Raw genomic sequence first — 20,346 nt, 5'->3', positions numbered from 1 at the left:
CTTTTCGGGAGTGTGCGTGAACTCAACGACCCGCAGCGATGATGCTGGAGATCACACCCGTGGCGACACCGACGAGAAGATAGTCGTTATCGGCCTTCACCCAGTGATAGCCGCGCGGCGGCGGTGCCAGGCGGTAGCGGCGGTAGTCGCGGACTTCGCCGTAACGGCCGCGCTCGGCAGCCGACATGCGATAACCCTTGGACCAGTGATGACGGCGGACCACCTTTTTCTCGACGACGACCTTCTTCTGGACGACGACTTTCTTCTCAACAACGACCGGCGGACGACGATGATCGGCAGCACTTGCTTGCGGTGCAACGATCGGCGAGAGCAGGAAAGAGGCAGAAAGAAGAGCTGCAAAAATCTTTTTCATGAGGGCTTCCTCGTGTTGAACACGCCCCGAAATTACGTCTTCAAAAATGAACGAAATCTGAAAATAAAATTAAAGATCTGTAATGAAATCGGTAGCTTATAACTGATTCCTAATGTTCTTATTTCGGGATAACGAACGACTGTCAGATCATGCCGTCGGGGATCACATAGAGGTGATCGGGCGTGATGAGAATGGCATTGCGGTGTGATGAACCGCTCCATTGAAAATGGGGAAACGAGACGTTGCGGCGTTTCCCCTTCGCCCCAGCGAGGAGAAGAGGAAACCAGCCGCTGCCGATCGCAACTATCTAAAAATCATCGCCATATTGATGACACCAGTATAGTGCCCATCGACGCAGAACGCATCGCGGCTCACCCCTTCCCGCACGAAACCCACGCTCTCGTAAAGCCGGATCGCTCGCGCATTGTCGGCATGCACGCCGAGTTCGATACGGATCATGCCCGCTTCACGCGCCGCCTCTATCGCCGCCGCGATGAGGCGCCGGCCGAGCCCCCGCCCGCGATAGTCCGGCAGCAGACCCATGCCGAGCGCGCCGCAATGAGCACGCGATGGAAAGAAGTGCCGTCTTATATCGCACCAGCCCACCAGCTCGCCGCCATCGAGAGCGACGAGATGCACATTGCCGCCGGCGATCGACGACAGCGCGAATTTGCGCGTATCTTCAATCGGCGGGGCTTCGAGCAGGGTCAGATATGTCCGCTCGCGTGCCACGCTATCGAGAACCCGGTGAAAGCCCTCGATATGCCCCTCGGTCATCGGCTCGATGCGGATATAGCCTGACATCGCCGCCCTCACAGTTCCTCGTAGTTGAACCAGTCGAAATCAGCCGTCTTTGCCCGGCCGGACGTATCGAAGGCGAGGACACCTGCGAAGGCACCGGTAAACGAGCCATGCTCGCCGCGCCCGCCCTCGTCCGAGACGACGCCGGCATCGAGAACCGGGCCGATCGGCTGCCAGGCGCCCTTGCCTTCCGTCTGCCAGAAGAACTGCAGGTCGTTGTCACGGATCTCCATGGCAAGCTGCACGCGGCCGTCGGCCGGAAGCGCCACGCCGGCCTCGGCCGGGAAGGTCATGCGGCCATCAGGATAATCGCCGTTGCAGGAGAAGATCGTGACGCAGCGGCCGAGCTTCTCATGCAGCGTGACGACGACGGCATGGAACTTGTGGCGATTATAGTAGTGCGTCAGGCCCGCGACCTGCTGGTAGGTATCGGGCGTGAACTCCACCACCGTCTCGGCGCGGAAACTGTGATGCTCTTGCCGGCGAGCGACCAGCGCCTGTTCGAACCACGAACCGACACTTTCACGGCCGATCAGCCGCAAATGGCCGGGACGCTCCGTGAGATTGAAGATACGCTCCGGCTGGGGTGTACGCAGCCACTGGAAATCGGCCGGCAGCGTGCCGCCATCGAAATTATACTCGCTGCGAACAGGCTTTTCGGCCAGCACGGCACCGCCAAGTCCGGGCACCTCGACATCGGGAACAACAGTGCCGTTTTCCAAATAGAGCCAGCCATCCTCGCGCCAGACGCATTTCTGCAGCGCGGTTTCGCGTCCCAGCGTGCAGCGGCGCTTCGGCGGCAGCGGCCGGCCGCAGAGATGCGTGTGATAGACCTGCCCGTCGGGCGTCTCGACATATTGTCCGTGCCCTGCCCGCTGCAGCGCCGCTTCCGGATGATCCTTCGAGGTGATCAGGTGCCGGTTCGGATGCAATTCATAGGGTCCGTCGATATTGCGCGAGCGCGCCATCGTCACGGCATGATCGTAGCCGGTGCCGCCTTCGGCCGTCGTCAGATAGTACCAGCCGCTCTTCCGGAAGAGATGCGGGCCTTCCACGAGCCCGAGCGGGCTGCCGGCGAAGATGTTCTTGATCGGGCCTTTCAGGGCCTTGGTCTGAGCGTCCCATTCCTGCAGCAGGATGCCGTCGAAGGCCGGCGACTTCGGCGAGCCGCCATAGCTCTCGGTGCGATGGTTCCACTGCATGTTGACGAACCACTTGCGCCCGTCCTCGTCATGGAAGAGCGACGGGTCGAACCCCGAGGAATTCACATAGACGGGCTCGGACCATTCGCCCTCGATGGTGGGCGCGGTCACGATATAATTATGCGCATCCTTGAAATTGCCGTCGAAGCGCTTCACGTCCGTATAGACGAGCCAGAACTGCCCGTCCGCATAGGAAAGGCACGGCGCCCAGATGCCACAGCTGTCAGGGTTGCCGCGCATGTCGAGCTGTGAGGCGCGCTCCAGCGGCCGGCGCACCAGCGTCCAGTTCACCAGGTCGCGCGAATGGTGGATCTGCACGCCCGGATACCATTCGAACGTGGAGGTCGCGATGTAATAATCGTCGCCAACGCGGCAGATGGACGGGTCGGGATTGAATCCTGGCAGGATGGGATTGCGGATCATGGCGGCTCCTCCAAAAGAAAAATTGCAGTACGTACGTCAGATGATAGTGAGGAGCTCTCCTCCTCCCTCATCTCTGTGCTTGTCACAGAGATCCAGCCAGCCCAAGTCCTTGGGCTGAAAGGACTCTTCTCGCCGCGCAGACGCGCGGCGGCTGGATTCCTGTGACATCCCTCGTGCCTGCACGAGGACACAGGAATGAGGGAATTTGGGGCGACGCGCTGCCCCAAACCCCACATCGAGGTTGCCTTTCGGCTAGCTTATTCCAGCTCAGCCGACTTGGCCCAGAGATTGATGTCGGCCTCCTTGGCGTAGACATCGATTTCCTTCAGCTCCGCAGCCGTGAATTCGAGATTGCCGAGCGCTGCAACACAATCGACGATCTGCGAGGAACGGCTGGCGCCGATGAGCGCCGACGTCACGCGTCCGCCGCGCAGCACCCAGGCGATCGCCATTTGCGCTAGCGTCTGGCCGCGCTTTTCGGCGATCTCGTTGAGCTTCTTGATATTGTCGATGATCGAGGGACGGATGAAGTCCTTCTTGAGGAAGTGGTTCTGCGCCGCGCGGCTGTCGGCGGGAATGCCGCCGAGATATTTCGTCGTCAGCATGCCCTGGGCAAGCGGCGAGAAGACGATCGAGCCCATGCCGACCTCGTCAAGCGTATCGAGCAGCTTATCGTCCTCGACCCAGCGGTTGAGCATGGAATAGCTCGGCTGGTGGATGAGGCATGGTGTCCCCAAATCCCTGAGGATGGCGGCAGCCTCGCGGGTACGCTGCGAATTATAGGAGGAAATGCCGACATAGAGCGCGCGGCCCGAACGCACGATGTAATCGAGCGCGCCGCAGGTTTCTTCCAGCGGCGTTTCCGGGTCGAAACGGTGCGAATAGAAGATATCGACATAGTCGAGGCCCATGCGCTGCAGGCTCTGATCGCAGGAGGCGACGAGATACTTGCGGCTGCCCCATTCGCCGTAAGGACCCGGCCACATGTCGTAACCGGCCTTGGAGGAGATGATCAGCTCATCGCGCAGGCCAGCAAAATCGGTGCGCAGGATTTCGCCGAAAGCGGTTTCGGCACTGCCCGGAGGTGGGCCGTAATTGTTGGCGAGGTCGAAATGGGTGATGCCGAGATCGAAGGCCGTGCGGCACATGTCGACCTTGCGGTCATGCGGGGTGTCGCCGCCGAAATTGTGCCAGAGGCCGAGGGAAACGGCCGGCAGCTTCAGGCCGGAACGGCCCGTGCGGTTATACTTCATCTTCGAATAGCGGTCTTCGGCCGGTTGCCAGCTCATCTGAGGTCTCCTCAACCTGTAAAAGTGCTTCTCTCTCGTCTCCGCACCAGTGGCGGTCGAAAGCTGAAAACGTCGCCGCCCTCGTGTCGGGCAAAGCGCGACGGCACTATTGGATTAAGCACGCCGATACGGCAAGCGCGTGACGCGTGTTCCCGACAACTACGACGGTGGAAGGCCCGATGGCAGACATCCGCCGTCCAATGTCGTCATCCTCGGGCTTGTCCCGAGGATCTGCCGCGCCATCAGTAGATCCTCGGGACAAGCCCGAGGATGACGGAAGCGTTGGAGCAAGCGCGCCGCACGAAAAACGCACGGCGCACCCCTCACCTTACTTCAACAGCGCCTGCGCCTCTTCAATGCCCAGAGCCGCGGGCTGCGTGCAGGTCGTCGTCAGATCGACGAAACGGCCTTCCGCACCCGACTTCAGGATCGAGGTCATGATGTCGACGCCGTGCAGCGTGCGGTCGAGCGAGCAGCGCGCATCGCGGCCCTCGATCAGCGCCATGGCCATGTCGGCAAGGCCGGCCGTGCGGTAATTGGCGCGCGGGCCGTTCGGGCTTTCCTGGTTGAACTTGCCGAAGGGGTGATCCCAGGCTTCCAAGGCCTTGATCTCCTTGTCGCGGCCGCTGGCCTCGACGACACCGCCGAAGAAATTCGGGTCCGGCACGTAGAGCGATCCATCCGTGCCGTAGAGCTCCATGTTGGCATGGCGGTGCGACCAGACATCCCAGCTTGCCGTCAGCGTGATGGTGGCGCCGGAAACGAATTCGAGCAGCGCCTGGATCGTCGTCGGCGTCTTGACCGGAATGGTCTCGCCGCTGCGTGGCTGGCTGGTGATGGTGCGGGTTTCCGACGCCATCGAGGTCATGCCGACAACACGCTTCACCGGCCCGATCAGGTTGATCAGGTTGGCGATGTAATACGGCCCCATGTCGAGGATCGGGCCGCCGCCCGGCAGGAAGAAGAAGTCCGGGTTCGGGTGCCACATTTCCATGCCCGGCCCCATGACATAGCAGGCGCCCGACGTGATGCGACCGATGCCACCGTCATCGACGAACTTGCGGGCGAGCTGATGCGCGCCGCCGAGGAAGGTATCGGGCGCGCAGCCGACGGAAAGCCCCTTCTCCTTGGCGATGCGGCGAAGCTCCTCGCCCTGCTCCAGTGAGAGCACGAGAGGCTTTTCCGAATAGACATGCTTGCCGGCTTCGAGCGCTGCCTTCGACACCGGATAATGCGCATCCGGGATCGTCAGGTTGACGACGACGTCGATCTCGTCATTGGCGAGAAGCTCTTCGATCGTCTGCGCGACAACGCCATATTCCTCGGCGCGAAGCTTTGCGGCCTGCACGTTGATATCGGCGCAGGCCAGCACCTTCAGCCCCTTGAAGAGCGGTGCGAGCGAAAAGTAAGTGGTGGAGATATTGCCGCATCCGATGATGCCGACGCCAAGTTCCCTAGTCATGGTCTGCCTCAGTAGGTCTTGAAGGAAGCGATCGAGCGCGTGATGTTGCGGTCGATATCATTGGGATTGTCGTGCTCGACGACGAAATGCTTGGCCTTGGTCTTCGCCTTGACGACCGGAAGCAGCTTCGCCCAGCCGATCGTGCCATGGCCGACATCGGCCCAGCCGCCTTCATCAGCGGCTTCGCCAGCCGGCGCAATGTCCTTGACGTGCACGGCGCTGATGCGGTCCCCAAGCTTCTCGACCCAGGCATAGGGGTCAGCACCGCCGCGAACGACCCAGGCGATATCCGCTTCCCAGGTGATGCCGGGCGCGCCTTCGAAAATACGCTCGATCGGCAGCGAGCCGTCCGAAAGCTTCACGAATTCGAAGTCGTGATTGTGCCAGCCGAATTCATAGCCCGCATCCTTGTAGGGCTTGCTCATTTCCTGCAGGCGCTTGCCGAAGGCGAGCCAGCCGGCTGCATCCGTCGGGCGCTGGTCGGGCATCAGATGCGGCGCGTAGATGGAATCCATCCCGAGGACCTTGGCGATCTGCAGCGACTTCTCGACGTTGCCGTCGAGGAAATCGGGGCTGAAATGGCCGGTCGCCATCACGAGGCCGTTCTTGTCGAGATCGGCGCGCAGGCTCTTCAGGCCGGCTTCGTCGAGTTCGGCATAGATGCCGCCGAAACCTTCGACTTCGCCATAGCCGGCCTTGCCGAGCTTTTCGAAGATCGCCGACAGCGGCGGGAAATTGCGGGCGCTATAGAGCTGATAGCTGAGCTTGGTCATGTCATCCTCCTCGGGCCTCGTGCCCGTTCTCACGTAAGATCAATCTGCCGACTGGCAGGAATGCAGGTCGTAGAAGCGGAATTCCGGCAGCTTGCCCTTTTCGAGCGGCTTGGCCGGGGTGAAGGTGATGCGGCGGCTTTCGCCTGACGCAAGGTCGAAGGCGTTGTCGGAATATTTGCCATCGGTGTCCGTCTCGATCATCACGAAGAGCGCCAGCCCCTTCGCGGTGACGTTGATATCGACGGAGCCGTTCGCTTCGACGAATTCATGGGTGACCGTCAAACCTGCAGGCTCCAGTTCCAGCGCCTTGTAGGTGCCGTTGACATAGTGCCCCTCGCCGCCCATGCCGTTCGACGCGGTGAAGTGCCAAGCAAGCAGCGTGCCCTCGGGGATCTCGGACATGTCGAGCGTCGCCGCTGTGCAGGCCGCATCCGGCGCGCACATGGCCTGCGCATTTTTCAGATGCTTGCGCTCGCCCTTCATTGTCAGGATGGAGATCGCAAGATCGACGCTGACATCGGCAAGCGTGTCATTGACCAGCGAGAAGCGGATCGACTTGCCGTCGTCGGACGGAATGGCGGCAACCGCCACCGGCTGGAAGAAGCGCTTGACGAGATAGTGCATCGCCTTCCAGCGACCGCCGTAATCGAGGCTCGACCATGAGGCGACCGGCCAGGTGTCGTTGAGCTGCCAGTAGATCGTGCCCATGCAATGGGGTTTCAGCGAACGCCAATATTCCACCGCCGTTTTGATCGCCAAACCCTGCTGGATCTGGGAGAGATAGACGAAATTCGGGAAATCCTTCGGGAAGCGGAAGTAGCGGAACATCGTGCCGGCAATGCGCTCATTGCCGCCGGCATTCTTCTGATGCAGCTCCATGACGGGCGACGCGACATTCATGTCCTTGGCGTCGGCATAGGTCTTGATGACAGGCAGCGACGTATAGGACTGGAAGCCGAATTCCGAGCAGAAACGCGGCCTGACCGAGCGGTAATTGTCGAACGACTTGTTCTCGTGCCAGACCGACCAGTAGTGCATGTCGCCGGAACCATCGGCATGCCAGGCATCGCCGAAATCGAGATAACCGGAAGCCGGGCTCGACGGCCACCAGAGGGCGCCCGGCATCGCCTTCTTCACCGCCTGTTCGATCGTACGATTCAGCCGGTCATAGGAAACGAGATAGCGGTCACGATCCCTACGGGACTCCTCGAACCAGGTCAGCGCGCCGACGAGCTCGTTGTCACCGCACCAGAGCGCGATCGAGGCATGCGAGGAGAGCCGGCGGACCTGATAATCCACCTCGACAGCGACATTTTCGAGGAAATCCTCGGTCGAAGGATAGAGGTTGCAGGCGAACATGAAGTCCTGCCAGACCATCAGGCCGAGCCGGTCGCAGATGTCGTAGAACCAGTCATGTTCGTAGAAGCCGCCACCCCAGACGCGGATCATGTTCATGTTGGCGGCCTTGGCCGACTGCAGCAGATCCTCTGTCTTTTCCTCTGACGACAACGAGAAGAGCGCATCCGCCGGGATCCAGTTGGCGCCGCGGCAGAAGATTTCGCGGCCGTTGACCTTGAAGGCAAAACGGCTGCCGGCGGCGTCAGGCGTGGTGATGAGTTCGATGGTTCTGAGGCCGATCTGCTTCGTCACACTGTCAGACGGCAGTTCGACGGTCAGCTTATAGAGCACCTGCTCGCCACTGCCCGAAGGCCACCAAAGGCACGGATTGTCGATCTGGAAGACATAATTGACGTTCGTCTCGCCGACGTTGACGCCGACATCGAGCCGTACACGCTCGCCGTGGAGATCGAAATGCAGTTCGGCGATGCCGGGGTCTTTGGCATAGAGCGTCACCGTGACCTGCAGTTCCACCGAACCATCGGCATTATGGGTCTGACGTGTCAGCACATGCTCGATGCGCGCCGTCTCCAGCTTCTTCAGCGCGATCGTGCCGTAAAGGCCGAGCGGCGCAATGGCGATATTCCAGTCCCAGCCGAAATGGCACTGCGGCTTGCGCAGCATGTTGCCGTCAGGGATCGGCGAGTTACCCGTGCTGTAGGGAATGTAGAATGGCTGCTGCCTCTGCCGTTCAGCGCCGACAGCGACGTTGGAGGCAAAGACGATGCGTATGGAATTGTCTCCCGCCTTCAGCATGCTCGAAACATCCGGACGGTAGCGGCGGAAGCTGTTATCGGCTTCGAGCGCCAGGAAGCCATTGACGTAGACGCTTGCGACCGTGTCGAGATAGTCGATGTCGAGGTACCAGTCGCCCTCGGCATCAGGAAGCGTGAAGCTGCGCTCCACCGTCCATTCGCGACGCGCCACCCATTGCACCACTTCCTCGTTGCGCCCGAAATACGGATCGGGAATGAGATTGGCCCGGTGCAGCGCCGTATGCACGTCGCCGGGAAGCGTGATCCCACATTTCGCTTCGCCGTCGCCGGAAGAGAGCTGCCAGGAGCCGGACAGGTCGATGGAGGTCGTGGACTGGGTCATTGCTTGATCTCGATCTTGGACGAGGGACGGCGCCCCCTTGATGATTGAGCCGGAACAGAGGATGTTCCCGCCGGTGCCGGGCGAAGCCCCCGCACCCCCCCGCCTCTCCCCGTGAGCCGGGAAAAGGCCAGGGGGAAAGGACTGTCTTTCATTCTGCGTTGCCGCCGGGCCGGGCAGCGCTGGCGGACTCAGGCGAAGGTACCACCACCCTCGCCTTCATCTGCCTGGGGTCAAGGTCTCAGATACGGTTTTCCGTCGCCGCGTCGAAAAGTGAAGCGACCGACATGTCGAAATTCAGCTTCACCTTGGCCCCGACATTGAAGCGGCGCGCGCCGTTGACGCGGACGGACATCGTGTGGCCGGCATGTTTCAGCCAGAGCAGATTATCCGCCCCCATGGGTTCTTCGATATCGACGGTGGCATCATGTTCTTCGCCACCCGTATTCTCGTTGACCTTGATGTGCTCGGGGCGAACGCCGAGCACCACCTTACGGCCGGGCTGCAGCGTTTCACCGGCGTCGTAGCCGGCAAGCGAGAAGTTGACGCCGTTGGCGGTAAAGGCCATCCCGTCGCCCGTGCTGACCAGTTCGCCACGCAGGAAATTCATCGACGGCGAGCCGATGAAGCCGGCGACGAAGAGGTTGCGCGGCCGGTTGTAGATCGTCGTCGGATCGTCGAGCTGCTGGATGATGCCGCTCTTCATGATGGCGATGCGGTCGGCCAGCGTCAGCGCCTCGATCTGGTCGTGCGTGACGTAGATCATCGTGTTCTGTAGCGACTGGTGCAGGCGCTTGATCTCGACGCGCAATTCCGAGCGCAGCTTGGCATCGAGGTTCGACAGCGGCTCGTCGAAGAGGAAGACGTCGACGTCGCGCACCAGCGCACGGCCGATCGCCACACGCTGGCGCTGCCCGCCGGAAAGCTCCGCCGGCTTGCGCTTCAGGAGCGGCTGGATCTGCAGGATCTCGGCCGCGCGCGCCACGCGCTTGTCGATCTCGGCCTGCGGCACCTTGGCAACGCGCAGACCGAAGGAGAGGTTCTTTTCGACACTCATCTGCGGGTAAAGCGCATAGGATTGGAAGACCATGCCGATGCCGCGGTCCTTCGGCTCTTCCCAGGTGACGTTCTTGCCCTTGATGAAGATCTGCCCTTCCGAGGCGTCGAGCAGGCCGGCAATGCAATTCAGCAAAGTCGACTTGCCGCAGCCGGACGAGCCGAGCAGCACCAGGAATTCGCCATCGTTGATGTCGAGGTTCAGGTCCTTGAGCACGCTGACCGAGCCGAAATTCAGCGACAGATCCCTGATGGAGACGCTGGAGTTGGAGACACTTGAATTCATGTTCATGGGATCAACCCTTCACTGCGCCGGCGGCGATGCCACGGACGAAAAGCCGCCCTGAGACGAAATAGACGATCAGCGGCACGAGACCGGTGAGGATCGTTGCCGCCATGTTGACGTTGTATTCCTTCACGCCCTGGACGGAATTGACGATGTTGTTGAGCTGCACGGTCATCGGATAGGTATCCGGCCGGGTGAAGACCACGCCGAACAGGAAGTCGTTCCAGATGCCGGTGACCTGCAGGATCATCGCGACGACGAAGATCGGCAGCGACATAGGCAGCATGATCTTCAGGAAGATCTGCCAGAAGCCTGCCCCATCGACACGCGCCGCCTTGAACAGCTCCTCCGGCAGCGACACGAAATAGTTGCGGAACAGCAGCGTCAGGATCGGCATGCCGAAGATCGAATGCACGATGACGAGGCCGGTGAGCGACCCGTAGAGGCCGATCTCGCGCAGGATGATGACGATCGGATAGATCATCACCTGATAGGGAATGAACGCCCCGATGATGAGTATCGAGAAGAAAAGCTCGGATCCCTTGAAGCGCCAGTTTGCAAGCGCATAGCCGTTCACGGAGGCGATGGCGATCGAGATGACGACCGACGGCACCGTGATGCGCACCGAGTTCCAGAAACCGCGCGACAGACCATCGCAGTTGAGCCCGGTACAGGCCTCCGCCCAGGCCTTTACCCAGGGTTCGAAGGTGATCTCCATCGGCGGCGAGAAGATGTTGCCGAGACGGATTTCCGGCATACCCTTCAGCGAGGTCACGACCATCACGTAGAGCGGCAGCAGATAGTAGAGCGCCGCGACGGCCAGCGTGCCGTAGAGCATGATATTGCGCGACGACAGCACCGGGCGCGGCTTGGCGCCGCTCGGGCCTTCGCCGAGCCTCGGCGCAACGGCGTCGATACCGGCGGCAACGGTGTTGAGAGTTCCTGTATTAGCCACGCTTGCGCCCTCCTCCGAATTCCAAATAGGCCCACGGGACGATAATGATCGCGACAGTGACCAGCATCATCGTCGAGGCGGCAAAGCCCTGTCCCAGGTTCTGCGCCTGGAACATGTAGTCGTAGACGTATTTCGCCGGAACTTCCGATGATATGCCTGGACCGCCGGATGTCTGCGCGACGACGAGGTCGTAGACCTTGACGATGCCGGAGGCGATGATGACGATCGTCGTGATGAAGACCGGCCGCATCATAGGAATGACGATGAAGAGATAGGTCTTCCACATCGGGATGCCGTCGACGCGTGCCGCTTTCCAGATGTCCTCGTCGATCCCGCGCAGGCCCGCAAGCATCAGGCACATCACGAGACCGGTTCCCTGCCACAGCGCCGCGATCAGAATGCCGTAGATGACGATTTCAGGCGTATAGAGCGGGTTAAAGGTGAAGCTCGTCCAACCCAGCGAACGCACAACCGACTGAACGCCGAAGTCGGGGTTCAGAATCCACTGCCAAACGAGGCCCGTCACGATGAAGGACAGCGCGAATGGGTAGAGGAAGATCGTGCGGAAGGTATTTTCGAAACGGATCTTCTGGTCCATCAGCGCAGCAAGCAGGAAACCGATGACCAGGCTGAAGATCAGCGAGAGAATGCCGTAGAGAGCCAGATTCTCGATCGCCGTCACCCAGCGGGGCGCCGCCCAGAGACGGTGATACTGGTCAAAGCCGACGAAGCTCAGTCGCGGAAGGAGCTTCGAATTGGTGAAGGAATAAAAGACGGTCCAGAATGTGCCGCCGACAAAAATCACCAGCGCTGTCAGGATCATCGGTATGGATGCAATCTTGGCATTCAGATTGCGCAGTAACTTGATTGGCCGGCCTGCTTGCGCTTGCCCCGTCATGAACACTTCTCCTCAAATCGCAACTGCGACCTGCGACAGACCGGCATGAGGCCGTCTGCCACCCTGCCCCCCGGATTTGCCGGGGATGTCGGAGAGACGCCGCCATCCGGACATTCGTCCGGAACGATCCGGCTCTTACGGAGCCGGATCGCAAAGGCAGCGAATCTATCGATCAGTCAGCCGAAGCGATGATCTGGGCAAAACGCTTCTGAGCGTCTTCCGGCGTCATCGACGGGTTGGCGAAAAATTCGGAGAAGAGGTCTTCCTTCTGCTTCTGGCTGTCGGCCGAAAGCAGCTGGTCGGTGCCTTCGATCACGTTGCCCTTCGCCAGGATATCGAGACCCTTCTTCATGCAATCGTTGGCGGCGGCGAGATCGACGTCGCCACGAACCGGCAGAGAGCCCTTTTTCAGGTTAAACGCAACCTGGGTCTTGGGATCGAGCAGGGTCTTGGCGAGCACGGCCTGAGCCTTCGACTTTTCCTCGTCTTTCAGCAGCGGGAAATAGAAGGCGTCGCCGCCGGTCGAGATAATCTCGTTCACGCCGAGGCCAGGCAGGCAGGTATAGTCGGTGCCAGCCTTCTGGCCGGCAAGCGCGAATTCGCCTTGCGCCCAGTCACCCATGATCTGACCGCCGGCCTTGCCCGTGATGACGAGGTTGGTGGCCTGGTTCCAATCCTGAACGTTGCTGCCCTTCGACATGCGGCGAGCGTCGTCGGCAGCCTTGAAGACCTTGGCGATCTCAGGGCCGGCAGCAGCTTCCGCATCCTTGTCCTTGAACACCTTGTTGAACGTATCCTTGCCGGCGATCGCGACCATCAGCACGTCGAAGGCGCCCGCAGCCTGCCACGGCTGACCGCCGACGGCGAGCGGAATGATACCGGCTTTTTCCAGAGCCGGACCAGCAGCGACGAACTCGTCCCAGTTCTTCGGAACGGCTACGCCGGCCTTCGTGAAGGCCGCATTCGACAGCCACAGCCACTGCCAGGAATGGATGTTGACGGGAGCGCAGTAGATCTTGCCGTCGATCGTGCAGGAATCGAGCAGGCTCGACGGACGAATGATGTCCTTCCAGTGCTCGGCGGTCGCCACATCGGTCAAGTCGCGCATTAAGCCGGCCTGAACCAGCTCCTCGGCCTGGCGGCCGTGGTTGAACTGGGTGGCGCCCATCGGGTCGCCGCCGGTGATGCGGCTGATCATGATCGGACGTGCAGTACCGCCGGAACCGGCGATAGCGCCGTCTACCCAGTGGTTGCCGGTGGCGTCGAATGCTTTTGCAAGCTCGGCGACAGCCGCGGATTCACCGCCCGACGTCCACCAATGCGTGACTTCGAGATCGGTCGCATTTGCGGCACCAAACGGAATGGCCACGGAAGCGGCAAGCACAGCCGCCATCATACGGATTTTCATGAGTTCTCCTCCCTCACTGAAACGTTGCCGGAAAAACTTAGAACAATCGATTTATCCGCGCAACCGCCTGCTCGCAAAATTTTCTGCGAGAGACGCCAATACAGCCTATGAGGGCAGTTGCCGATCCCATCTTTGCTCGATGAGAAAAGCGTAAGCAAACGATCTCGCAATTGCGGCATGAAATTAATTCTCTGATTTTGTTATTTAATTTTTGATTAATCTGATAATTTCAGTCTTTCCCTATTTCGCAGGCGCAAAAAATCGTGGGATCAACAGGCGATTCAACCAGAGAGGAACACTCTGCAATGTTGATCGGAAAAAGGGCTCGACATTTCTACTGTATCGTTACAGATTGTCTCGCTCAGGGAGGAGAGCTTTTTGAGCGGCGGCATACTTACAGTGCGCCAAAAAGCCTCTATAAGGCGAAGCAAATCGCGCGAGGCGGGCCTAGAGGGATGGAAAACAACGGAAATTTCGGCGGAGCGGCATCGAGTCCCGTTCAGCGCGAGCGCCCGACACTGAAGACGATCGCCTTCATGACGGGCCTCGGCGTGACGACCGTGTCGCGGGCGCTGAAAGATGCACCGGATATCGGCGCTGAAACGAAGGAACGGGTGCGCATGGTCGCCCGCCAGCTCGGCTATCAGCCGAATAGGGCCGGCGTGCGCCTGAGAACCGGCAAGACCAACGTCATTGCGCTGGTGCTCAGCATCGACGAGGAGATCATGGGCTTTTCCAGCCAGATGGTCTTCGGCATTTCCGAGGTGCTGACCGGCACGCCCTACCATATCGTCGTCACCCCGCATTCGCACAGCAAGGACCCCATGCTGCCGGTGCGCTATATCCTGGAAACCGGCTCTGCCGACGGTGTCATCATCTCGCGCGTCGAGCCTGACGATCCGCGCGTACGCCTGCTCGCAGAAAGCGGCATGCCCTTCACCACCCACGGCCGCACCGATGGCGGCCTCGTGCATCCCTACCACGACTTCGACAACGAGGCTTACGCCCATCAGGCCGTGCAGAAGCTCGTCCAGCGCAGCCGCAAGCGCATCGCCCTGCTCCAGCCGCCGAGCAAGCTCACCTATTACACCCACACCCGCATCGGCTTTCAGACCGGTCTGCACGACTACGGCGCCGAGGAAGTGCCGCTGCGCGTCAATATCGATGCCCCGCTCGCCGAAATCCGTGACGCCGTGGAGCAGCTGATGCGCTCGCCGGGCGCGCCCGATGGCATCGTCTCATCCGCCGGCAGCGCCACCATCGCCGTCAACGCCGGCATCGAAGCCGCCGGCAAGCGCCTCGGCCACGACGTCGACCTCGTCTCCAAACAATCCGCCCCGATCCTCAACTGGATCCGCCCGGAGATCATCACCGCCTACGAAGACGTCCGCCACGCCGGCCGCGAGATGGCGAAACAGGTGATTGCGCGGATCGATGGCGTGGATGCGGAGCTGCTGCAGTCCATCAGCAAGCCGGAATGGCCGGAGGGGGTGTAGGTCGGCTCCCTCACCGCAAGCGATAGGTTGCTTTGGGCACCTGCGCCTCCTCAATCTCTCCTCATCCCTGTGCTTGTCACAGGGATCCAGCCTGCCCAAGTCCTTGGGCAGAAGAGACTTTTCCCTTGACGGCAAATGAGCCATTCACCGCGCAGACGCGCGGTGGCTGGATCTCTGTGACAAGCACAGAGATGAGGGAGGAGAAAGCTTCGACTGCGGCAGACAGGCACCGCCCTCTGGACGCATAGCCGAGCGAATTGAGGCAGCCGCGTAGAATCGGCTACTCCTTCGATATCGGCCGCCTCGAAGGAGGCATAGAGGAGCAAGATGGACCGTCGTGTTCGCCCCCCAAACAAAGCCCGGCGCAACGGCCGGGCTCTTCAACTCTATTCCCACAAACCTCAGAAGGTCGACGCACCGCTGCCCCAAGGGCCATGGTGGAAGTCCTTGCCGTCGAGGCGGTCGAAGCCGTGGGCGCCGAAGAAGTCGCGCTGCGCCTGGATGAGGTTGGCAGTGCCGCGGCCCTGGCGGTAGGCGTCGAAATAGCTGAGCGCCGAGGCCAGCGCCGGAACCGGCAGGCCGGCGGCGAGTGCTGCGGTCACGACGCGGCGCAGCGCCGGGATCGATTCCTTGACCATGCCGGAGAAGGCCGGCGTAACGATGAGGTTCGCCGCGTTAGGCGCATCGGTGAAGGCCTTGGTGATCTCGTCGAGGAACTGCGAGCGGATGATGCAGCCGGCGCGCCAGATACGAGCGATGGTCGGCATCGGCAGCGACCAGTTGAACTCCTTGGAGGCTTCGGCCATGACGGCAAAGCCCTGCGCATAGGCGCCGATCTTGCCGGCAAACAGTGCCAGTTCCAAATCCCTGTTGAACTCAGGGCCGTAGGCGGTCGGGAAGGCAGCACCGAGATCGCCGAAGATCTTTTCGGCGGCGACGCGCTGCTCCTTCATCGACGACAGGCTGCGGGCCGCCACGGCGGCTTCGATGCCGGTCGCCGGAATGCCCATGTTCTGCGCTTCGATCGCCGACCACTTGCCGGTGCCCTTCTGGCCGGCCTTGTCGAGGATCATGTCGACCATCGGCGTCTTGGAGATCGGGTCGGTAGCGGCCAGAACCTTTTCGGAGATTTCGATCAGGTAGGAGTTCAGGCGGCCCTTGTTCCACTCGCCAAAGATGCCGGAGATTTCCGAAGCGCTCTTGCCGAGGCCGTCGCGCAGGATGCCGTAGATTTCGGCGATCATCTGCATATCGGCATATTCGATGCCGTTGTGGATCGTCTTGACGAAGTGGCCGGCGCCGTCATTGCCGAGCCAGGCGACGCACGGATCGCCATCATACTTGGCGGCAATCGAGGTCAGAACCTTCTCGACGCGCTTCCAGGAATCCTCCGTGCCGCCGACCATGATTGACGGGCCGTGGCGGGCACCTTCCTCACCACCCGAAACGCCCATGCCGATGAAGGTCAGGCCGGTGTCCTTGAGGCGATCAAAGCGGGCAACCGTGTCGCGGAAGTTGGCGTTGCCGGCATCGATCATGATGTCGTTCTTTTCGAGATGCGGGCGCAGCGCCTCCATCTGTTGGTCCACGGCATCGCCTGCCTTGATCATGATGATGATCGGGCGTGGCGGGCGGATCGCCTCGACGAACTCCTCGATCGTCTTGCAGGGAATGATCTGCTTCTTCAGATCGCCGGCACTCTCGTAGAATTCATCCGTTTTTTCAGGCGTGCGGTTGAAAACCGCAATCTTGTTGCCCTTTTCCGCAATGTTGAGAGCCAGGTTGGATCCCATGACGGCAAGGCCGATCAGTCCGATTTCTGCCTTTTCCACGACAAACCTCCGATGAGTGAAATGGTGCGATGTTGTGGCACTCTCTCGGCCAAACGGCAAGGTCGAAGACCGCGATTCGGCTCGAAAAAAGGCTGTCGGAACAGGCTTTTCGAATGGCCTTGACAGCACCATATGCATGGGTTTGGGAGGCTGAAATGACTGCTGCTGCAGCAAGGCAGAGCGATAACGGGTCGCTGCTCGCAAAGAGAGCGGGGCGCTACCGCGAATATGCGCCCTCGCCTGCCCTCGCCCCGCATTTCCGCTGTCTCTGGTCGCATGAGATTCGAACCGCAGGCCCTGTCGCCATCGTGCCCGATGGTTATTGTGACCTGCTTTTCGCAGACGGCCGCCTCTTCGTTGTCGGACCAGACCGCACCGCCGCCTTCCCGCCGATAGCGCCGGGCATGCGCATTATCGGCGCGCGTTTTGCACCAGGCGCCGGCGCCGTCTGGCTGAAGCTGCCGCTGTCGGAGATCACCGGCCTTTCCATTCCCTTGAGCGATCTCGCGCAGGAAAAGGCTGCCCTCCTCGAACCGCGCCTGTCCGACTGTCTGGATGAGGCTGCCGCCCTCCCTCTCTTCGCCGCCCTGTTGAGTGAACTGGCAAGGGAAGAAGCGGAGCCAGATCCTGAGGCTCGCCTGATCTTTGCCGCCGCAGACCATGGATCGGGCCGCATCGGCCACCTGCAGCAGAGGCTCGATATCGGCGAACGGCAGTTGCGCCGCCGCGCCCACCACCATTTCGGCTACGGCATCAAGACGCTCGAACGCGTCCGCCGGCTGCAGCGTTTCATAGCCTTGTGCCGTGCAAGCAAGACCCTGTCCCTTGCCGCCCTCGCCCTCGAAGCCGGCTTTTCCGATCAGGCCCATATGACCCGCGAGATCGGCGACCTGACGACACTGACACCATCCGCCATGCTCGCTCAATTGACGACCCGCTGACCGTTTTGTTCAAGACGGCCCGGGCCGGCCTGCTAGTCTGACACAAAGCAAAAGGACAGACCGATGAACACAATGCCCGCCCGCATCGTCCACATCACGATCAAAAGAGACTGGCGCGATGTCTATGATTTCGCCGGCAGGCCGGAGAACATGCCGCTGTGGGCCTCCGGCCTTGCGAGCGGCCTGGAACCCGACGGCGAGGACTGGATCGCCCATGGCCCGCTCGGCATCGTCCGCGTGAGCTTCGTGCCGGCGAACGAATTCGGCGTCATCGACCATACCGTCACCATCGAATCCGGCCTGCGCGTCTATAACGCGCTGCGCATCGTGCCGAATGGCGATGGCTGCGAGGTGATGTTCACGCTTCTGCGCCTGCCGGGCATGACCGACGATCAATTCGCCGCCGATGCCGCTCATGTCCAGAAGGATCTGGCGGCACTCAAATCGCTGATGGAGAAATAAGATGGCCAGCAACGACGCTCAAAATGACCGCCGCATCGACTATGTCGAGTTTAACGTCGCCGATATTGGCGCGGCAAAAGCCTTCTACGGCGCGGCCTTCGGCTGGCGCTTCACCGATTATGGGGAGAACTACTGCGAGTTCGACGATGGAAGGCTGAAAGGCGGCTTCACCAATCTCGGCCCGGTGCGTGCCGCAGGCGGCCCGCTCGTCATCCTCTATGCCGAAAAGCTGGAAGATGTGCTGGCAAGCGTCGAAAAGGCCGGCGGCACCATTGCAAAACCGATCACGCCCTTCCCCGGCGGCCGGCGCTTCCATTTTATCGACAAGGACGGCTACGAACTCGCCGTCTGGAGCAAGGACTGAAATCAGGCGTCCGCAGCGCCGAGATTCTGAATGGTGATGAGCGCCCCTATCACTTTCTTCGCTGCGTCGTGGAGCGGCACCATCCGGCAGCGATTGTGCCGCTCATCCCGCGCGTAGGTGTAATCTGCCGGCACGCCGTCGAAGCAGGCGTCGAGCTTTTCCTTCACCTCGTCGGCAAAGCGCTCCTCGCCGATGAACTCGACGATATGGCGGCCGATGAGCTGCATGGCATTCTTGCCGAGATGGGCGCAATTGGCCGGATTGGAATAAAGATAACGATAATCCTTCGTCAGAACCGCCACGCGGTCCGGCAGCGTCTGCAGGATCGCCGCGTTGAGAAACTGGCCGTTATCGGTATCGGGAACATAGGCGGGCGGCGGCCTGAGCTTCATGTCCGGTAGCGGCACGCGCCAGTCCGGCGCATGGGCGCCGAAATAACGGTCGAGCAGATAGGAGAGCACGGCGGCATATTGCGTCACGAAAGCCCCGTCATCGGCATCCTGACCGATGAGATAGCTTACAAACTGAAGTTGCATGTAGACTTCGATGAGACTGGACGCCCTGCATGCGAGAATCGCCTCGACCAGCGGCTGAATATCGCGGTCGAGCGCCTCCACGCGCCCATCATCCCCTAGCCTTATCGCTTCCTCAATCTGCGCGCAGCGCAAGGAAAAGGCCCTGAACAGCTCAAGCAAGATACCCCCATATCCATTTCCTGAGAAACGCTCCGAAACCGGTCGAGGCCTATGCTTAATGAAAGATTACGCCTTACGGTAGGCACTTTACGCGCCCTAGTAGAGACGCGTAACATGAACCGTACTCAGTTTCAATCGAAGCGGACCTGTCGCTTTTAATCGATTATAAATCAGGAGCAAAATCTTACAGGCAGAATCTTACAGGCTGACAGAACGCTTGATATCCCAACGGTCGTGATACCACAACCATTGGGCCGGATATTCGCGCACCCAGCTCTCCACCTTGTCGTTCATCATCTGGGCCGTAGCGGGAAGATCCAGATTGCCCTTCTCGTCACGCGGCATCTCCATCTTCGGCTCGATCTCCAGGCGATAACGATTGCCGGGAAGACGGATGCAGCGGGCGGGATAGACCTCGCAATTGAACTGCCGCACCAGCTTCGGCAGCAGCGGATTGGTCTTGGTGTCGAGCCCGAAGAACGTCGTCTTCAACCCGCGGCTGAACTTCTGGTCAACCAGCACGCCGACCCCTTGGCCCGCCTCGAGCTGGCGGGCCAGCGCAAAGGAGGAACCGGCATGTGAGGGCACGAGCTTACCCATGCGGCCGCTGCGGAAATCGAAGACCTTCTGCGCGATGTAAGGATTGTTCGGCGGGCGGAAGAGCACGGTCACGCTGAGACCGAAGGCGTTGCCGGCGACCGGCAGCAGCTCGAAATTGCCGGTATGGCCGGTAAAAACGATAAAGGGGCGTGGATTGTCCCGCAGCTCAAGGAAGATCGGAATGCCCGAGACCTCCACCCTGCCCGGCTCGGATCGTTCAGGGTCGAAATCGAAGAGCTGGTCGAGGAAGACATATTCGGCTGCAAGCCGGCCCATATTGCCCCAGCTTTCGAGCGCGATCTCTTCGAGCTCGGCCTCGCTCTTTTCCGGAAAGGCCCGGCGCAGATTGTAGAGCATTAGCTTATGGCGCTTCAGCCGCTTGCCGATCTGGCGGGTCATCCAGTCGGCAAAGCGCATCGCGCCATCGGCCGGAAAAAGCTTCAGGAAATTCAGGAAGCCGAACATCACCTGCGCCACCAGCCATTGCTGGAAACGCCTGAGCGCCAGAACGATCCTGGTGATGAAAAGCTTCACCCG

General features: G+C 60.7%; 18 protein-coding genes. 4 read left to right on the top strand and 14 right to left on the bottom strand.

The window, feature by feature from the left end; all coding sequences use genetic code 11:
- Positions 1 to 22: 22 nt before the first annotated feature.
- From FHT87_RS17920 to FHT87_RS17870, 11 genes are all read right to left on the bottom strand, one after another.
- Complete coding sequence (locus FHT87_RS17920) at positions 23 to 373, bottom strand: RcnB family protein (protein WP_183803691.1); 351 nt, start codon at positions 371 to 373, stop codon at positions 23 to 25.
- A 303-nt stretch (positions 374 to 676) separates the two neighbouring features.
- Positions 677 to 1,177, bottom strand: coding sequence for a GNAT family N-acetyltransferase (locus FHT87_RS17915; protein WP_183803688.1), 501 nt, complete (start codon positions 1,175 to 1,177; stop codon positions 677 to 679).
- An 8-nt stretch (positions 1,178 to 1,185) separates the two neighbouring features.
- A complete protein-coding gene (locus FHT87_RS17910; protein ID WP_183736283.1) occupies positions 1,186 to 2,799 on the bottom strand; it encodes a glycoside hydrolase family 43 protein in 1,614 nt (537 codons plus the stop codon).
- A gap of 257 nt (positions 2,800 to 3,056) precedes the next feature.
- Positions 3,057 to 4,088, bottom strand: coding sequence for an L-glyceraldehyde 3-phosphate reductase (gene mgrA / locus FHT87_RS17905; RefSeq protein WP_183736284.1), 1,032 nt, complete (start codon positions 4,086 to 4,088; stop codon positions 3,057 to 3,059).
- Positions 4,089 to 4,416: 328 nt separating this feature from the next.
- A complete protein-coding gene (locus FHT87_RS17900) occupies positions 4,417 to 5,550 on the bottom strand; it encodes a Gfo/Idh/MocA family oxidoreductase (protein WP_183736129.1) in 1,134 nt (377 codons plus the stop codon).
- Between the two features lie 8 nt (positions 5,551 to 5,558).
- The gene (locus FHT87_RS17895) at positions 5,559 to 6,323 is read right to left on the bottom strand and encodes a sugar phosphate isomerase/epimerase (RefSeq protein WP_183736128.1); all 765 of its coding nucleotides are present in this window, start codon (positions 6,321 to 6,323) and stop codon (positions 5,559 to 5,561) included.
- Between the two features lie 39 nt (positions 6,324 to 6,362).
- Positions 6,363 to 8,819 carry a glycoside hydrolase family 2 protein gene (locus tag FHT87_RS17890; protein WP_183803685.1) on the bottom strand — a complete coding sequence of 819 codons (2,457 nt, stop codon included), beginning with the start codon at positions 8,817 to 8,819 and terminating at the stop codon, positions 6,363 to 6,365.
- Positions 8,820 to 9,057: 238 nt separating this feature from the next.
- Positions 9,058 to 10,164 (bottom strand): ABC transporter ATP-binding protein, encoded by a 1,107-nt coding sequence (locus tag FHT87_RS17885; RefSeq protein WP_183736126.1) that lies wholly within the window; start codon positions 10,162 to 10,164, stop codon positions 9,058 to 9,060.
- A gap of 4 nt (positions 10,165 to 10,168) precedes the next feature.
- Positions 10,169 to 11,113 carry a carbohydrate ABC transporter permease gene (locus FHT87_RS17880; RefSeq protein WP_183736125.1) on the bottom strand — a complete coding sequence of 315 codons (945 nt, stop codon included), beginning with the start codon at positions 11,111 to 11,113 and terminating at the stop codon, positions 10,169 to 10,171.
- Positions 11,106 to 12,011: a sugar ABC transporter permease gene (locus FHT87_RS17875; protein WP_183736124.1), complete on the bottom strand. Its 906-nt coding sequence runs from the start codon at positions 12,009 to 12,011 to the stop codon at positions 11,106 to 11,108. Before FHT87_RS17875 ends, FHT87_RS17880 begins: the two co-directional genes overlap by 8 nt.
- A gap of 172 nt (positions 12,012 to 12,183) precedes the next feature.
- Positions 12,184 to 13,419, bottom strand: coding sequence for an ABC transporter substrate-binding protein (locus tag FHT87_RS17870; protein WP_183736123.1), 1,236 nt, complete (start codon positions 13,417 to 13,419; stop codon positions 12,184 to 12,186).
- A gap of 455 nt (positions 13,420 to 13,874) precedes the next feature.
- Here FHT87_RS17870 and FHT87_RS17865 point away from each other — a divergent pair, with 455 nt between their 5' ends.
- The gene (locus FHT87_RS17865) at positions 13,875 to 14,915 is read left to right on the top strand and encodes a LacI family transcriptional regulator (RefSeq protein WP_183803682.1); all 1,041 of its coding nucleotides are present in this window, start codon (positions 13,875 to 13,877) and stop codon (positions 14,913 to 14,915) included.
- 401 nt (positions 14,916 to 15,316) lie between these two features.
- Here FHT87_RS17865 and gndA read toward each other — a convergent pair whose 3' ends face one another.
- The gene (gene gndA, locus FHT87_RS17860; protein ID WP_183803679.1) at positions 15,317 to 16,747 is read right to left on the bottom strand and encodes an NADP-dependent phosphogluconate dehydrogenase; all 1,431 of its coding nucleotides are present in this window, start codon (positions 16,745 to 16,747) and stop codon (positions 15,317 to 15,319) included.
- Positions 16,748 to 16,902: 155 nt separating this feature from the next.
- Between gndA and FHT87_RS17855 the strand changes: the two genes are divergently transcribed.
- The 3 genes from FHT87_RS17855 to FHT87_RS17845 all read left to right on the top strand — a co-directional run bounded on the left by FHT87_RS17855 (position 16,903) and on the right by FHT87_RS17845 (position 18,514).
- A complete protein-coding gene (locus tag FHT87_RS17855) occupies positions 16,903 to 17,688 on the top strand; it encodes a DUF6597 domain-containing transcriptional factor (RefSeq protein WP_183803676.1) in 786 nt (261 codons plus the stop codon).
- 63 nt (positions 17,689 to 17,751) lie between these two features.
- Positions 17,752 to 18,150, top strand: coding sequence for an SRPBCC family protein (locus FHT87_RS17850; RefSeq protein ID WP_183736117.1), 399 nt, complete (start codon positions 17,752 to 17,754; stop codon positions 18,148 to 18,150).
- A 1-nt stretch (position 18,151) separates the two neighbouring features.
- Entirely contained in the window at positions 18,152 to 18,514 is a 363-nt protein-coding gene (locus FHT87_RS17845) for a VOC family protein (protein ID WP_183803673.1), read from the top strand.
- A gap of 2 nt (positions 18,515 to 18,516) precedes the next feature.
- Here the strand turns inward: FHT87_RS17845 and FHT87_RS17840 are convergent, their stop codons facing one another.
- Positions 18,517 to 19,209, bottom strand: coding sequence for a PAS domain-containing protein (locus FHT87_RS17840; protein ID WP_183736115.1), 693 nt, complete (start codon positions 19,207 to 19,209; stop codon positions 18,517 to 18,519).
- A 198-nt stretch (positions 19,210 to 19,407) separates the two neighbouring features.
- Positions 19,408 to 20,343 (bottom strand): lipid A biosynthesis lauroyl acyltransferase, encoded by a 936-nt coding sequence (locus FHT87_RS17835; RefSeq protein ID WP_183803669.1) that lies wholly within the window; start codon positions 20,341 to 20,343, stop codon positions 19,408 to 19,410.
- Positions 20,344 to 20,346: the final 3 nt, after the last annotated feature.

The organism is Rhizobium sp. BK316, from assembly GCF_014193695.1.
In the GTDB taxonomy this organism is placed as follows: domain Bacteria; phylum Pseudomonadota; class Alphaproteobacteria; order Rhizobiales; family Rhizobiaceae; genus Rhizobium.
Note: the sequence above shows the minus strand (reverse complement) of the source record. Positions and strands in the feature narration are given on the sequence as shown.

What these genes read in the sequence shown, in the direction of transcription:
- FHT87_RS17920 (WP_183803691.1), bottom strand. Translation starts at nt 373, where the DNA reads ATGAAAAAGATTTTTGCAGCTCTTCTTTCTGCCTCTTTCCTGCTCTCG.
- FHT87_RS17915 (WP_183803688.1), bottom strand. Translation starts at nt 1,177, where the DNA reads ATGTCAGGCTATATCCGCATCGAGCCGATGACCGAGGGGCATATCGAG.
- FHT87_RS17910 (WP_183736283.1), bottom strand. Translation starts at nt 2,799, where the DNA reads ATGATCCGCAATCCCATCCTGCCAGGATTCAATCCCGACCCGTCCATC.
- mgrA (WP_183736284.1), bottom strand. Translation starts at nt 4,088, where the DNA reads ATGAGCTGGCAACCGGCCGAAGACCGCTATTCGAAGATGAAGTATAAC.
- FHT87_RS17900 (WP_183736129.1), bottom strand. Translation starts at nt 5,550, where the DNA reads ATGACTAGGGAACTTGGCGTCGGCATCATCGGATGCGGCAATATCTCC.
- FHT87_RS17895 (WP_183736128.1), bottom strand. Translation starts at nt 6,323, where the DNA reads ATGACCAAGCTCAGCTATCAGCTCTATAGCGCCCGCAATTTCCCGCCG.
- FHT87_RS17890 (WP_183803685.1), bottom strand. Translation starts at nt 8,819, where the DNA reads ATGACCCAGTCCACGACCTCCATCGACCTGTCCGGCTCCTGGCAGCTC.
- FHT87_RS17885 (WP_183736126.1), bottom strand. Translation starts at nt 10,164, where the DNA reads ATGAACATGAATTCAAGTGTCTCCAACTCCAGCGTCTCCATCAGGGAT.
- FHT87_RS17875 (WP_183736124.1), bottom strand. Translation starts at nt 12,011, where the DNA reads ATGACGGGGCAAGCGCAAGCAGGCCGGCCAATCAAGTTACTGCGCAAT.
- FHT87_RS17870 (WP_183736123.1), bottom strand. Translation starts at nt 13,419, where the DNA reads ATGAAAATCCGTATGATGGCGGCTGTGCTTGCCGCTTCCGTGGCCATT.
- FHT87_RS17865 (WP_183803682.1), top strand. Translation starts at nt 13,875, where the DNA reads ATGGAAAACAACGGAAATTTCGGCGGAGCGGCATCGAGTCCCGTTCAG.
- FHT87_RS17855 (WP_183803676.1), top strand. Translation starts at nt 16,903, where the DNA reads ATGACTGCTGCTGCAGCAAGGCAGAGCGATAACGGGTCGCTGCTCGCA.
- FHT87_RS17850 (WP_183736117.1), top strand. Translation starts at nt 17,752, where the DNA reads ATGAACACAATGCCCGCCCGCATCGTCCACATCACGATCAAAAGAGAC.
- FHT87_RS17845 (WP_183803673.1), top strand. Translation starts at nt 18,152, where the DNA reads ATGGCCAGCAACGACGCTCAAAATGACCGCCGCATCGACTATGTCGAG.